We start from the raw sequence: 13,802 nt of genomic DNA, 5'->3' as shown, positions 1-13,802 counted from the left end.
AGATGGCCATGCTGTCAGTGAGCAGGCCGCGGCGTGAGGTGCTTATGCGTCATGCTGCAGGCGGTCTGCTTGTGGGCTGACTCGGATTTGAGTGGCGGCTGACGGCTGCTTACTGCGGTGATTTCAGCATTTTTGCCACGCAGTGGCGGTAGGAAAGGGGCAGGCACTGACAGCTTGATTCGATGTCGTGCATTCAGTTGATCTGGAGCAAATGCCTTGAGTGCGAGCAAGCGCAGCATCCCATCCACAACAGTATTAGTAAATAATTATTTATCGATTGGGGATGTGTTCGATGACGACTTCGCTCATGCCGCTTAATGTCGGCAATACCGGCTTCATGCTGCTCTGTGCCAGCCTGGTCATGTTGATGACGCCTGGCTTGGCTTTCTTTTACGGTGGTCTGGTCGGCCGCAAGAATGTGCTGACCATCATGGCCCAAAGCTTCATGTCACTGGGCTGGACCACGGTGCTGTGGTTTGCCTTTGGCTATTCGATGTGCTTTGGCCCGACATGGCACGGCATTGTGGGTGACCCCACCTATTATGCCTTCATGCACGGTGTCACCCTGAACACCATGTATACCGGCAACGATGCCGGTATCCCGCTGATCGTGCATGTGGCCTACCAGATGATGTTTGCCATCATCACCCCGGCGCTGATCACCGGGGCTTTTGCCAACCGGGTGACGGTGAAAGCATATTTCCTGTTTCTTACCGGCTGGCTGGTGTTGGTCTACTTCCCCTTTGTCCACATGATCTGGAGTCCTGATGGCCTGCTGGCCAAGTGGGGTGTGCTGGACTTTGCCGGCGGCATCGTGGTGCATAACACCGCCGGTTTTGCTGCGCTGGCCTCCGTGCTGTATGTCGGACGCCGCTCGGTAGTGGAAAACAAACCGCACAATGTGCCCTTGATTGCCCTGGGTACCGGCCTGCTGTGGTTTGGCTGGTATGGCTTTAATGCCGGCTCGGAACTGCGGGTGGATTACATTACTGCATCGGCTTTTCTTAATACCGACGTTGCCGCTTCGTTTGCGGGTACGGCCTGGTTTTTCCTGGAGTGGTCGCATGCGCGGCAACCCAAGTTCATCGGTCTGCTGACTGGTGCGGTGGCTGGCCTCGCCACCATTACGCCGGCGGCGGGTTATGTCTCGCTGGGTACTGCCGCTGTTATTGGTGTGATTGCTGCGGTGGTGTGCTACTACGCAGTTCAATTGAAAAACCGCCTGGGCTGGGATGATGCGCTGGATGTCTGGGGCGTACACGGTGTGGGCGGCTTGCTGGGCACATTGCTGTTGGGGGTGTTTGCCAGCAAAGCCTGGAATCCGGCCGGGGCGGATGGCCTGTTGATGGGTAATCCGGATTTCCTGTGGAAACAGGTGGTGGCCGCAGTGGTGTCCGGCTTGTGGGCCTTCGGCTTTACCTACGGCATGCTCTGGCTGATCAACAAGATGACCCCCGTGTTGATTGACGAACACACGCAGGAAACCGGCCTGGATCAAACCCTGCATGGCGAGGAAGCCTACAGCGGTTCGCTGTGAGCTGAGTGGCTGGCAGTGCCGGGTCGGGTCTGCCTAAAGCGCTCTGCTTATTCCTGGCAGTGCACAGCCGCTTTGCTTGAAATGCAGGCAGGAGCGGAGCGCTGGCCGGATATGGGCCAGATAAAAAAGCCAACCATGATCGGTTGGCTTTTTTCATGGAAGGTGGATTTGCCACCGCGTGCTCTGGCGTGGAGATGGGGGGCATCCCGACCTGTTCACGCCGATTGCGGCCCTGCATAGCCACGCTGCCTTCGGCAAACAAGCGGGACGGCAGGATGGTCCATGGCCAAAGCCTGGCGACATCCTGCCGGGCGATGGCTTAGAAGCGGCCGAACAGTACGCCGGTGCGGTGGTCTTTGGTCATGGTGTAGATCGCCAGGGTGCCTGGCTTTTCTTCACCCATGCCGGGGCTGTTCAGCGGCATGCCGGGGGCGGACAGGCCTACCACGTCAGCCTTACTGGCCATCAACTTCTTGATGGCCGCCACCGGCACATGACCTTCAATGACGTAGCGGCCAACCTTGGCGGTATGGCAGCTACCCATGCCGGGGGTGACGCCCATTTGCTGCTTGATCGGCTGCATGTCGTCGCGATTGATGGCGGTGACATCGAAGCCGTTTTGCTTGAGATAACTGATATAGGCCTCGCAGCAGCTGCAGCTGGGGCTCTTGTACAGCGTGACGGGGGTGGCGGCAAAAGCGGCAGTACTGAACGCGCTGAGCCAAACAGCAAGAACGTGGGTACGGATTGTGGCCATGATGGCCCTCCTTCTGGCAATGACAATGGTGCAGATCACCGGACAGGCCGGCGTATGGCAAAGCAATGTCAGACTGGCAAAGGGGGGCGGTGCGGCGGGGAGAGGGTGATGCCGGCCAGCGCTGCAGGCTGGGTTGGAACAAAAATACCGACCTGCGCTACCGGGGGGGCCGACCAGGCCTGCTGTGCGAACAGCGAAGGCGCGCAGTGCAGTACACAACCAGCACCACTGCATGGCATGCCATGTGTTGCTTCTGCACTGCTGGTATGGGTCGGTATCTTGTGCGCGGCTGCCTGATGGCAGGAAGCATGGGATTCATGCGCCATGCAGTTAGCCGAAATAGCCACCTCGTTGGCCATGGCCATGTCTGCACTCGCCGCCAGCACACTGAGTGCCGGAAACGTGAGCAGAAGCATGAGCAGGAAACGGTACAAGGCTTGCATAGGCGGCAAGATAGCACCGTTTAGCCGTTCCGGTGAACCCGCAACCGGCCTTGCCTCTGCTATTGTTGATCTGCATCAGGTGCATGGTGGTCGCAGCGGTGGCTTATCCTGTTGGGGGTAATCAGCGGCCGCAATCTGCCTTTTCTGGATATGTCGCTGTGCCCAGCTGCCCCAAGTGCAAGGCTTGGTCTAAATAGGCGCTTGCTGGCGCCGGAATGTATTTCGGTGCGTCATTGTGTGTCATTGAATATTGAGTAGGGCTGCGGGTGGCTGACGACATTTTCCACATGGTGACTGGCTGGCGGATTGGGCCGAGGTATCCCGCTGGGCAATGCGGACTGCTTCACCGGTTTGTAGTGTCTGCTTGCGTAGTGAAATTGCCTGGGAATGTAGGACCGATTCTGTTTCTTCAATTGAAAGTAGCTATTCATTGCAAGCGTGCTGAGGTGATGTGGAATTCCCTTTTAAAATCAGTCACCTTTTTTGCCTGTGACAATTAAGTCTTATCGTGTGAAAATCAAAATGCATATTTTAAGATTTTGGATATTTTAAATGAAAATCAATTCCATCATTATCGCCGTTTCGATGTTGTTTTCCATGGCTGCACAAGCGACTGACAGTGAGCCATCTGCTACAGCAAAAACCGGTTTTGACAGCCTTAACTGGAGGCTTGGACCCCGACAAGAAGTGCTGGCTGACAAGGCCACGATTCAGCTTGCCAATTCTAGCCTTGCCAGTTTAAGCGAGCAGGACTCCACCAAGTTTCTCGAGCTGACTCACAACCTGCCTGATCCGGGCAATTACATCATCGTTTCCAAAGAAGGCAACTGGTGGGCCGATTTTTCCTTTGACCCCATGGGGTATGTGAAGGATGACGAAAAGATCGATCCGGATGCCATCCTGAAATCGCTCAAGGAGTCAGATGGCCCCGCCAATGAACGCCGCGCAAAAATGGGCCTACCCGCCCTGTATATCGAAGACTGGTATGTGGCGCCCCACTATGATCCGGCGACGCATCTATTGGAGTGGGGCGTAAAAGTGCGCAGTGAAGGCCATGAGGGAATCAACTACACGGTGCGCATCCTCGGCCGTGAAGGGGTAATGAATGCCACTCTGGTGACTGATCCCGAGCGGCTCCAGCAAGACATGCCCAAGTTCAAGGAACTGCTGACCACCTTTCAGTTCACCAGTGGTCATCGCTACTCGGAATTCAAACCCGGGGATCACGTGGCGGAGCTAGGGCTGGGTGCCTTGATTGTGGGTGGTGCTGCGGCGGTTGCTACCAAGAAGGGCTTCTGGGGTGCGCTGGGCGCCATGTTGGCCGCAGGCTGGAAAATCGTTGCCGGCGCGCTGGTGGCGGTTGGTGCCTGGGCAAAATCCCTCTTCGGGAAAAAGAAACAGCAATGATGGGATTTCTCCCCTACATCCCCCACCCGGAGTGGCTGCTGGTGCTGCTTATGGTGGGGCTGTATGTCTATGAGTCAGCCTGCTTGCTGTACAGCAACGAATTAGTGCTGATTCGCTCTGGGCCACGCTGGAAAGTGGCTACTGGTTCGACGCAGATCCAGCTACTAGGCAAAGGCTGGTATCTTGCCTCCCCGTTTGATCTGGGCAAGCCGGCATTCCGTCTGGACTGGAACGCGGCAGGTGCCACCGGGCCTGCACCCGCATGGGATTGCCAGCAGCCTGCGGCAGTGATCCGGCAGGTCGGTTATGCAGCTTGGGCGATGGCGCTGACCATGCTGCTGCTGGGTGCCGCTATCGTGCTGGGGAATATCACGGTCATTGCTGCTGGCTTGGTGGTGTTTTATGGTTTGGTGGTAGCCACCATCATCAGGATATGGATGGCACGCCTATGTTTGGGCATGACTACGGCGCAAGTGCTTTCGCTCGGTTTCGAGCTAATCTGCTGTCCACCATTCGGCCCCAATCTGGCCAGGCGTCTGAGCTTGAGACTCATCCCACAAGGTGACGGGATCGAGCTGGCAGCGCGGGTGCTGACGCCGGCGCAGTGGTGTCAATTGGTGACGACTGTTGCCGAAGTACAGCAAGAGCTATTGGACTTTGCCTCGAGTAGTTTGGCTGAAGTGCGGGCAATGGAAAAATTTAACACTTTCTTGCAGGAAGAACGGCAGATATGTCTGCAGCACAGTTCCTAATCATCGCCCTGTGTGGCGCGTTCGGCTATTGGTTCGTTTCGAAATTTTTGAAGGATTCTGATCCGGGGGGGGATGGTGATGCTAATAAGCGGCCACCGGACCCCCAGGGCCAGCACAGCGATGATCAATTCGGGGGGTGGGACCGGGAGCAATGGCAGCAACAGAAACGCCAGCAGCAAACCAGTGGCGATGAGCCTGCTGCCGAAAAGCCAGCAGAGTGGCATGAGATTTTGGGGGTGTCCCCCACCGCATCGCTTGATGAAATCAAACGTGCTTACCGAGGACTGATCAGCCAATACCATCCAGACAGGGTTGACGGGATGGCACCTGAGGTCCGTGCATTGTGTGAGAGCAAATCCAAAGAGATTAATGCGGCATACGAAAAGGCATTGACCAAGCGGTAAGTCACCTGCGCCACCTTAAAATAAGCCAGCTTGGCATATTTGCTGATTACCGCAGCACAGCTCGTCCTTGTATTAAGGGCTGGGCTCCAAAACTGGTAGCTACTGGGTGATGGTGGGATGTCGATGAAACGCTAATGACCAGTCATCTCTGTTGTCATTCATAGCTTACGGCCGGCCTTCATGTTGCGGCACAGAAAAGGCTTGTCCCATGTCCACGGCAATGCAGTTATTGTTTCTTCCCGGCGCATCGGGTAATTCTCAATTCTGGAAGCCACTTGCCGACCAGCTGGACCATCCTGGTGAGCGGCATTTTGTCCGCTATCCTGGCTTTGGCGATATGCCCGCAGATGGCTTGATTAACAGCCTTGAAGACCTCAGTCAGCAAATTGCTGGGTACATTGATAAGCCTACAGCCATTTTTGCTCAGTCGATGGGGGGCATTCTTGCTATCAGTTTAGCCATGCAGTTTCCCTCCCTTATTACGCATCTGGTGCTCAGTGTTACCTCTGGTGGCATTGATATGAGACGTTTTGATGCTGTTGACTGGCGTGCTGATTTCGGTATGGCAAATCCACAGTTACCCAACTGGTTTATGTGCGACCACAGCAATCTACAACCTGATTTAGCCGCACTAACACAACCCACATTATTACTGTGGGGGGATGCCGATCCGATAAGCCCTGTCGCGGTGGGGGAGTACCTGAAACAGCAGATACCCAAAGCTGATTTGCACATTGTTGCAGGTGGCCAGCATGACCTGGCATTGGTTCATGCTGATAGCCTCGCGCCATTGGCTGATCATCATCTCACCAGATGTCGGCTCTAGTTCATCAGGGTTTGCTTGCGGCTTCAACACAAGCAGTTTGTGTCGTTAGCGCCATCGCCAAGCAGACCGAGGCCGCGCGTGGTGTCTTAAACTGGGTGTCTTAAAAAGGCTGCGCCGCTATCTCGTCTGGGCCCAGTCGCACACCGGGTGTTAAGGGTAATTCCCGGCATGATTGCTTCATCAGGCTTCTCGCCATGCTGTTTTCAGGCTGTCCTCTGGCAGCCTTTTTTCTGTTGCCTATTTGTCGATAGTGGCTGCGGCCTTTGCAATCAGCCAGTCATATACCTGATTGACCTTGCTAGAACGCGTTTCGCCCGCCACTCGGGATAGCCACCAGCTTTGTCCGGGCAATGCCGGATAGCCTTCCACTTTGACCAGGCGGCCGACTTGCAAACTGTCCGCGGCCGCCAGTTTTGATACCAATGCCATCCCACGTCCCCGCTCCACCGCATCCAGTACGCAGCGCTGGTCATCATAGATGGCCGCCATGCGAAAGCTTTGCAGCCATTGTCTGAATAGCGGCCCGGTTTGCTCGCCTGTCAGGTGTTCTTCCAGACAAATCAACGGGCAATGTGCTGCATGCTCTGCCACAGAACTGGTATTGAGCTTGTGCGCAATATCCTGCCGGGCAACAACCAGCCATTCATCCTGCAATAGCGGCACTTCTAGCAGGTCTGGTTGCTGGATGGGGCGGCTGCCTATGGTGATGTCCACGTCGATTTCATCGACATAGCGGGCTGTTTCATCGGTAGACAGTAGCGGGCATAAGCCTGGCAGGTCTTGTTGCAGCTGTTCAAGCTGTGGTTGCAGCCAGCCATGCAGCAGCGGGGCCGGACACACCAGTACCACTAGCCCCGGGTCCAGATAGGTGGCAATGCGCCCCAAGCCACTGCGCAAGGTTTCCAGCGAGCGCTGCACCGTTCTTTGCAGTACTTCCCCCGCCATTGTCAGCTCAACACCACGTCCCACTCGCCTAAACAGCAGCTGTCCGGTTTGCTGTTCCAGCTGTTGAATCTGGTGGCTGATGGCGGATTGCGACAAGCACAACTCGTCTGCTGCACGGGCAAAGCTGCCAAGGCGGGCGGCAGTTTCAAAACCCATCAACAGCTTGAGGGAAGGGACACGGTGCATGGTGATAAATCATGAGAAAAGTTGATCTATTTAAGCAATAAACATCAATTTTTATCAAGATTAATGTGTCGCATACTGCGTTTGCCCACTTACAAACAAGGAGACAACAAGATGATGTCATTTGATGCCCGCCGTGACGGTTATCGCATGCCTGCCGAATGGGAGGCGCAGCAGACCACCTGGCTGGGATGGCCGGTAGCGGAATATCGCGAGGGGCTGTGGGGCGAGCATTACCCACAGGTCTGCGCCGAATTTGCCCTGGTCGCCCAGACCATTGCCCGCTATCAACCCTGTATCGTGACGGCCCATTTCAGTCAGGCTGAGCAGGCACAAGCCCTGTGCGGGCCGACAGTGCAGGTATTGGCGGTGGCGGCAGAAGATAATTGGGTACGCGACTGTGGCCCGATTTTCCTGCAAGGCAAGCACGGGCAATTGGGTGCTGCGGTGTTCCGCTTCAATGCTTGGGGTGAAAAATACCAACCTTACGACGGCTGCCAGCAGCTGGCTCAGGATATGGCGCGGCATGTCAGTGCCACTATTTTCAACTCCCACCTGATCCTGGAGGGCGGCTCGTTTTACGTGGATGGGCAAGGCACGTTGTTGACCACGGAAAGTTGCCTGTTGCATCCCAACCGCAATCCGGCATGGAGCCGTTCCGAAATAGAGACCGAACTGCGACGGATGTTGGGCGTAGAGAAAATCATCTGGCTGCCGGGCAACCCGGACGAGGTGGAAACCAATGGCCACGTTGACGGCATAGCCTCGTTTATTGCACCGGGAAAATTGTTGTGCCAGTCAGCCACAGAAGATCAGGGCGAGTACTTCCGCATCATGCGGGAAAACCGCCGGGCACTGGAACTGGCAAGTGATGCTCACGGTAACCGGTTTGAGCTATTGGATCTACCCTCTCCTATTGTCCGCGAGCGATATGGTTCTGAACGCTATTGCGACTGTTACGCCAACTACATCCTGGTGAATGGCGCAGTGATTTCCACTGCGTTTGGCTGCCCTGAAGACGAGGCGGCAAAACAGGTATTTGCCCAGGCATTTCCCGACAGGGATGTGATTCTGCTACCAGTTCCCCACATTTCCATCGGCGGCGGCAGCATGCATTGCTCCACCCAGCAACAGCCGCGTGTAGTGGCCCCTCATTGAACACAAGGATACAAACATGACTCAACGAACCCTGACGGTTGCTGCGGTACAGATGGCATCCGGTAGCTGGCATCTGGAAGATAATATGGCCAAGGCAGAACAGTTGATTCGTCAGGCAGCCAGCCAAGGTGCGCAACTGGTGCTATGCCCGGAATTGTTCATGATGCCGTACTTCTGTCTGGACCAGAATGTCCGCCATCTGGAGTTAGCCGAGCCCTTTGCCGGTAATGCCCGTATTGCCCGCTTTGCGGCCTTGGCCGGTGAATTGGGTATTGTGCTGCCGATTGGCTTTTTTGAGCGCGCCGGCAATGCGGCTTACAACTCGCTCGCCGTAGCCGATGCCGATGGCACGGTGCTCGGCGTCTATCGCAAGACGCATATACCGGATGGTCCCGGCTACACCGAAAAATTCTATTTCACACCGGGCGATACCGGTTTCAAGGTATGGGATACCCGCTTTGGCCGCATCGGCATCGGGATTTGCTGGGATCAGTGGTATCCGGAAACGGCCCGCGCACTGGCATTGATGGGCGCAGAGGTATTGTGCTTCCCTACCATCATCGGTTCCGAACCGTTTGATGCCAATTATGATTCTTCCGGTCATTGGCAGCGCACCATGCAAGGCCATGCCGCCGCCAATATGCTGCCGCTGGTCGCCGCCAACCGCATTGGAACGGAAACCGGCTTAGGTAACGGCAATGACAGGCAGCAAGGGCTGACGGGAGTGTTTTATGGCTCCAGCTTTATTGCCGACCATACCGGTGCCAAAGTGGCCGAGGCCAACCGCAGTGATGAAACCATCTTGCTGCACACCTTTGATCTGGATGCCATCAGGACGGATCGTCAGTCCTGGGGTTTCTTCCGCGATCGCCGTCCGGAAATGTACCGTACCTTGTTGACCAGTGATGGCCAAACTTCCTGCTATCGCAAAATGGGAGAACTGGCATGAAACCCGGACACTTTGTCATGCTTTTCACGCTGATAGCGTCAGGGCTTGCACACGCGGCAGAGGAGAAGGTGCTTAACCTCTATAACTGGTCCGACTACTTTGCGCCGGATACCCTGGCGCAATTCCAGAAAGAAACCGGTATCAAGGTGCGTTATGACAGCTATGACAGTGATGAAACGCTACAAGCGAAGCTGTTAACTGGAAACAGTGGCTACGATCTGGTGTGGCCAAGTAATGACTTCATGGCAAAACAGATAGAGGCAGGTGCCTTTCGCAAGCTGGACAAAAGCAGGCTGCCCAATCTATCTAATTTAGACCCGGCATTATTGAAAATAATGGCGCATTCCGACCCAGGAAATCTGTACGGAGTACCTTATATGTGGGGCACTGTCGGAATCGGTTATGACCGCAAGAAAGTAGAGTCGATTCTGGGCAAGGACATGCCGGCAAATAGTCTGGACTTGTTGTTCAATCCGGCAATTGCGAAACGACTGGCGGCTGGCCACTGCACCTTGGGGCTGCAGGATTCCGCCAGTACCATTTTGCCGCTTGCCCTGCACTATGCCGGACGCAAAGTGCAAAATGCGGACAACAAGGATTATGAGGCCGTGCGCAGCATGTTGATGAAGGTTCGGCCGGCCATCAGTCTGTTTGCCAATTCGGCCAACGCTAATGAGCTGATGGATGGAGAGCTATGTGTGTTCGCCGGATATTCGGGAGCGATCAATCTTGCTGCGCAAAAGAATCGTGAAACGGGCAAGGGACGAGAACTGGTGTACAGCATCCCCAGCATAGGCACGCTGATGTGGTATGACAGCATGGTGATACCGAGAACAGCACCCCACCCGGGCAATGCCCATCTGTTTATCAACTTCATTTTGCGGCCGGACGTTGTGGCGCATATTTCCAATGCTACCCGCTACGCCAATGCCAATTTGAAGGCTCAGCCTTTTGTTGACCCGGCGCTGCGTCAGACTCCGGGAGTTTACCCATCAGAATCTGTGCGCCGGACCTTGTTCACACTCAGTAGCCAGAGTGCAGAAAGCAGTCGACAGGAAAACCGACTATGGACTGCGTTCAAAACTGGAAAGTAACGGAAAACCAGTACTGCCCAGCCATGTTGGCAGTATTTTGCAAGGAGTGTGCACGATGAACAGCCGACGTGATTTTATCAAGCAGGGACTGATGCTGGCTGGTGGCGGTTTGCTCTCAGGCAGCATGGGTTTGCTGGCTGACGTTTCTCAGGCTGCACCAGCCTTGTGGCGCATGCCGGATGAGGGCGAGCCACATGCCGCCACCTGGATGGCATTCGGACCGGATGAAGAAATATGGGGTAGCCGTCTGCAAGCAGGCGCCAGAGACGCGCTGGCCGCAATTGCAGGTGCCATTGCGCAGTATGAACCGGTAAACATGCTGGTTCGACCGGAAGAATATGATGTGGCAGCGCGCATGTGCGGAGACAAGGTCAAGTTGATTGAGGCGGCCATGGATGACTTGTGGTTGCGCGATACCGGGCCTGTTTTTGTAAAAAAGGCTAATGGGGAGCGCGCGGCGGTCCGCTTCAATTTCAATGGTTGGGGTAACAAGCAGCCTCATGCCGATGACGCCATGCTGGCCGGGCTGATTGCGAGCAAGGCCGGGGTTCCGCTGCTGCGCAGCAAGCTGATACTGGAAGGTGGTGGTATTGAAGTAGATGGGGAGGGCACTGCCATCATTACTGAAAGTTGTGTGCTCAATCCAAACCGCAATCCAGGGGTGAGCAAGGCCGCTTGTGAAGCCCAGTTGAAGACACTGCTAGGATTGGACAAGATCATTTGGTTACCCGGCATTGCCGGTAAGGACATCACCGATGGCCATACCGATTTTTATGCCCGCTTTGCCAGCCCGGGCGTCGTGGTGGCAGGGCTGGATAACGACCCGTCTTCGTATGATTATGCAGTTACCCGTCGTCATCTCGGCATATTGCGCAATGCAAGTGATGCCCGTGGCCGCAAATTGAAAATTGTTGAAATGCCCGGCCCATCGTCAATTCGTAAAAAATACGAAAATGACGAGTTTGCCGCCGGCTATATCAATTTTTATGTCTGCAACAAGGCCGTTATTGCCCCCCAGTTTGGTGATAGCAAATCAGACAGCAACAGTCGAGCGATCCTGCGAGAGTTATTTCCTGGTCGGGATGTTATCCAGCTCAACATTGACGCAATTGCTGCAGGTGGAGGCGGGATTCACTGTACGACTCAGCAACAGCCTGGGTAGCCTTAGGGATTGAGAATAGCCAAAATGCCTGTAGACGTAACTCCAGACGGCTTTACAGCCCAGAGCAGATAGTTTCCTTGATCGGCGAATAACGGCGATTGCCGACCCGTGGCCCCACCTGGATGGCACCGGATGCTGCTTACTACAGCTTGACCCAACGCTGACCAGATATCGACCAGACAAGAAAAAAGCCAACCGCTGACGGTTGGCTTTTTCTTTTGCAGATCAAGGATCTACAGGAATTCGGTGTGGAGCGGGCGATGGGAATCGAACCCACGGCACAAGCTTGGGAAGCTTGGGTATTACCATTATACGACGCCCGCGAAGGGTGGCATTGTAACCGGGTTTTGCCGTGCTGGGTAGTTGTGTGTGGCTGCGGGGTCCTGACGTAGCAAGGCTGACTGGCGCTTATGCGGTGGATTTGTCTTTGTATGATCAAATAAATTTTTATGCTTGCATTGTCATACCGGCAAAAATGTCTGTTTTGGCTGTTTCCATGATGTATTTTTAATTGCCAATAAAGGAAGTTGCATTTTTTTGATCAAATTTCTATTGAGCCATCGCGGTGCTTGTCGCTAGACTGCGATGGTCTGCAGGGTCTGCAGGGTCTGCCTGACAGGCTGCCGGGATTCGCCACCTCACACTGCCCGCCACTGTCCGCATCGCGCATTGCCGCGGATTGCGTCATGGCGCTGCCGGTGTCGGGACGCTTGCTGAAGACCTGACGGTAAATCACGCTGTCTCCCGCAGCGGAGGCAGGATTTCATCAGCTTCGTAACGGATCAGTGCAATGACAAGTCAACGAGTTCATTCTTATTACAGTGCCACCATGCTTGGCGATACCTCTTACCCGCAGCTGAAGGGCGATGTACGTGTGGATGTGGTGGTGATTGGCGGTGGTTTTACCGGCCTGGCCAGTGCGCTGGAGCTGGCCGAGCGTGGCAAGAAAGTGGCTTTGCTGGAGGCGCAGCGTATCGGCTGGGGGCAGTCGGGGCGCAATGGTGGGCAGGTCACCGGCAGCCTGTCCGGTGATGGGGCCATCCGCCGCCAGTTGGCGCGCCAGGTGGGGGAGCAGGCGGCTGACGATTTCATCTGGTTTTTGCGCTGGCGTGGCCATGACATTATCCGCCAGCGTATCGAGCGCTATGGTATTGCCTGCGACCTGAAATTTGGCCACCTGCATACCGCCTACAAGCCCGCGCACATGGCTGAGTTGCGCCGTGCTTTCGCCGAGGCGCAGCAGCATGGCATGGGAGGTGAGGTCGAACTGGTGGAGGCTACCGAGCTGGGGCGCTTTCTGGATACGCCGCTGTATTTTGGCGGCCTCTATAACCAGCGCTGCATGCATCTGCATCCCTTGAATCTCTGTCTGGGCGAGGCGCGGGCGCTGGCCAGCCTGGGCGGCCTGATTTTCGAGAACTCGCCGGTGCTGGAGATCTGCCATGGTGCCGTGCCGCTGGTGCGTACTGCCACCGGCAGCATCCGTGCTGATCAGGTGCTGCTGGCGGGCGATGTCTACCATCAGCTGGAGCGCGCCAAGCTGAGTGGCATGATTTTTCCTGCCGCTGGCGGCATTGTGACCACCGAGCCGCTGGGGGCGCTGGCGCGTCAGCTCAATCCGCTGGATGTCGCGGTCTACGACTGCCGCTTTGTGCTGGACTACTACCGCATGACGGCCGATGGCCGGCTGCTGTTTGGCGGTGGTGCCAATTACTCGGGCAAGGCCTCGCGTGATATCGCAGCGGAGTTGCGTCCCTGCATCGAGCGTACTTTCCCGCAGCTCAAGGGCGTGAAAATCGATTACCAGTGGAGCTGCAATATGGGCATCGTTATCAACCGCATTCCGCAGCTGGGCAAGCTGTCGCCCAATGTCTGGTATGCCCAGGGCTATTCCGGCCATGGGGTGGCTACTTCGCATATCGTGGGCGAGGTGATGGCCAAGGCTATCTGCGGCAGCATGGAGCAGTTTGATGTGTTCCAGCACTTCCGCCATGTACGGCTGCCGCTGGGGGACAAGCTGGGTCAGAGCTTGCTGGCGCTGGGCATGTGCTACTACCAGCTACTGGAAAAACTGCATTAAAAGCCACTGACAACACCCCTGCTACGGCCTGGCGCCTGCCGCCCCTACCTTGGTGCTGTCTGTGGCGGCGCACCTGGCTCGGATAGGCTCCGCTATTTTGTCAGT

At 55.8% G+C, this 13,802-nt stretch carries 12 protein-coding genes and 1 tRNA gene; 10 read left to right on the top strand and 3 right to left on the bottom strand.

From position 1 onward, the window contains the following. Window positions 1-292: 292 nt before the first annotated feature. On the top strand, window positions 293-1,537 hold the full coding sequence (locus H2Z84_RS11135) for an ammonium transporter (protein ID WP_220272792.1): 1,245 nt from the start codon (window positions 293-295) through the stop codon (window positions 1,535-1,537). A gap of 319 nt (window positions 1,538-1,856) precedes the next feature. On the opposite strand, the gene H2Z84_RS11130 is transcribed toward H2Z84_RS11135, so the two are convergent. Beyond that, a complete protein-coding gene (locus H2Z84_RS11130) occupies window positions 1,857-2,294 on the bottom strand; it encodes a DUF411 domain-containing protein (RefSeq protein ID WP_181836034.1) in 438 nt (145 codons plus the stop codon). Between the two features lie 995 nt (window positions 2,295-3,289). On the opposite strand from H2Z84_RS11130, the gene H2Z84_RS11125 reads away from it, so the two are divergent. The 4 genes from H2Z84_RS11125 to H2Z84_RS11110 all read left to right on the top strand — a co-directional run bounded on the left by H2Z84_RS11125 (window position 3,290) and on the right by H2Z84_RS11110 (window position 6,126). Continuing rightward, window positions 3,290-4,144: a DUF2167 domain-containing protein gene (locus H2Z84_RS11125; RefSeq protein ID WP_181836033.1), complete on the top strand. Its 855-nt coding sequence runs from the start codon at window positions 3,290-3,292 to the stop codon at window positions 4,142-4,144. Between the two features lie 83 nt (window positions 4,145-4,227). After that, complete coding sequence (locus H2Z84_RS11120; protein WP_181836032.1) at window positions 4,228-4,896, top strand: hypothetical protein; 669 nt, start codon at window positions 4,228-4,230, stop codon at window positions 4,894-4,896. Then, complete coding sequence (locus tag H2Z84_RS11115; RefSeq protein WP_181836031.1) at window positions 4,875-5,300, top strand: J domain-containing protein; 426 nt, start codon at window positions 4,875-4,877, stop codon at window positions 5,298-5,300. Before H2Z84_RS11120 ends, H2Z84_RS11115 begins: the two co-directional genes overlap by 22 nt. Before the next feature lie 208 nt (window positions 5,301-5,508). Then, window positions 5,509-6,126 (top strand): alpha/beta fold hydrolase, encoded by a 618-nt coding sequence (locus H2Z84_RS11110; protein WP_181836030.1) that lies wholly within the window; start codon window positions 5,509-5,511, stop codon window positions 6,124-6,126. Window positions 6,127-6,363: 237 nt separating this feature from the next. On the opposite strand, the gene H2Z84_RS11105 is transcribed toward H2Z84_RS11110, so the two are convergent. Next, window positions 6,364-7,257 (bottom strand): LysR family transcriptional regulator, encoded by an 894-nt coding sequence (locus H2Z84_RS11105; protein ID WP_181836029.1) that lies wholly within the window; start codon window positions 7,255-7,257, stop codon window positions 6,364-6,366. A gap of 21 nt (window positions 7,258-7,278) precedes the next feature. Between H2Z84_RS11105 and H2Z84_RS11100 the strand changes: the two genes are divergently transcribed. Genes H2Z84_RS11100 through H2Z84_RS11085 form a run of 4 tightly spaced genes read left to right on the top strand, consistent with a single transcriptional unit; the run spans window position 7,279 to window position 11,617 of the window. Further along, entirely contained in the window at window positions 7,279-8,412 is a 1,134-nt protein-coding gene (locus tag H2Z84_RS11100; RefSeq protein WP_220272791.1) for an agmatine deiminase family protein, read from the top strand. A gap of 16 nt (window positions 8,413-8,428) precedes the next feature. After that, on the top strand, window positions 8,429-9,361 hold the full coding sequence (gene aguB / locus H2Z84_RS11095; protein WP_181836028.1) for an N-carbamoylputrescine amidase: 933 nt from the start codon (window positions 8,429-8,431) through the stop codon (window positions 9,359-9,361). Beyond that, window positions 9,358-10,455, top strand: coding sequence for a polyamine ABC transporter substrate-binding protein (locus H2Z84_RS11090; RefSeq protein ID WP_181836027.1), 1,098 nt, complete (start codon window positions 9,358-9,360; stop codon window positions 10,453-10,455). The genes aguB and H2Z84_RS11090 overlap by 4 nt, the downstream gene beginning before the upstream one ends. A 55-nt stretch (window positions 10,456-10,510) precedes the next feature. Beyond that, window positions 10,511-11,617: an agmatine deiminase family protein gene (locus H2Z84_RS11085; RefSeq protein ID WP_181836026.1), complete on the top strand. Its 1,107-nt coding sequence runs from the start codon at window positions 10,511-10,513 to the stop codon at window positions 11,615-11,617. Between the two features lie 249 nt (window positions 11,618-11,866). Here the strand turns inward: H2Z84_RS11085 and H2Z84_RS11080 are convergent. After that, window positions 11,867-11,940 (bottom strand) — tRNA-Gly (locus tag H2Z84_RS11080). 467 nt (window positions 11,941-12,407) lie between these two features. On the opposite strand from H2Z84_RS11080, the gene H2Z84_RS11075 reads away from it, so the two are divergent. Beyond that, window positions 12,408-13,697: an NAD(P)/FAD-dependent oxidoreductase gene (locus tag H2Z84_RS11075; RefSeq protein ID WP_181836025.1), complete on the top strand. Its 1,290-nt coding sequence runs from the start codon at window positions 12,408-12,410 to the stop codon at window positions 13,695-13,697. The last annotated feature ends 105 nt before the right edge of the window (window positions 13,698-13,802 follow it).

Source organism: Aquitalea aquatica (genome assembly GCF_013911085.1).
Lineage (GTDB): Bacteria > Pseudomonadota > Gammaproteobacteria > Burkholderiales > Chromobacteriaceae > Aquitalea > Aquitalea aquatica.
The sequence above is the reverse complement of the archived record's forward strand: the minus strand, read 5'-3'. Positions and strand labels throughout refer to the sequence as shown.

Bases quoted from the DNA above. Each gene is read 5' to 3' on its own strand.
- H2Z84_RS11135 (WP_220272792.1), top strand. From the start codon at position 293: ATGACGACTTCGCTCATGCCGCTTAATGTCGGCAATACCGGCTTCATG.
- H2Z84_RS11130 (WP_181836034.1), bottom strand. From the start codon at position 2,294: ATGGCCACAATCCGTACCCACGTTCTTGCTGTTTGGCTCAGCGCGTTC.
- H2Z84_RS11125 (WP_181836033.1), top strand. From the start codon at position 3,290: ATGAAAATCAATTCCATCATTATCGCCGTTTCGATGTTGTTTTCCATG.
- H2Z84_RS11115 (WP_181836031.1), top strand. From the start codon at position 4,875: ATGTCTGCAGCACAGTTCCTAATCATCGCCCTGTGTGGCGCGTTCGGC.
- H2Z84_RS11110 (WP_181836030.1), top strand. From the start codon at position 5,509: ATGTCCACGGCAATGCAGTTATTGTTTCTTCCCGGCGCATCGGGTAAT.
- H2Z84_RS11105 (WP_181836029.1), bottom strand. From the start codon at position 7,257: ATGCACCGTGTCCCTTCCCTCAAGCTGTTGATGGGTTTTGAAACTGCC.
- aguB (WP_181836028.1), top strand. From the start codon at position 8,429: ATGACTCAACGAACCCTGACGGTTGCTGCGGTACAGATGGCATCCGGT.
- H2Z84_RS11090 (WP_181836027.1), top strand. From the start codon at position 9,358: ATGAAACCCGGACACTTTGTCATGCTTTTCACGCTGATAGCGTCAGGG.
- H2Z84_RS11085 (WP_181836026.1), top strand. From the start codon at position 10,511: ATGAACAGCCGACGTGATTTTATCAAGCAGGGACTGATGCTGGCTGGT.
- H2Z84_RS11075 (WP_181836025.1), top strand. From the start codon at position 12,408: ATGACAAGTCAACGAGTTCATTCTTATTACAGTGCCACCATGCTTGGC.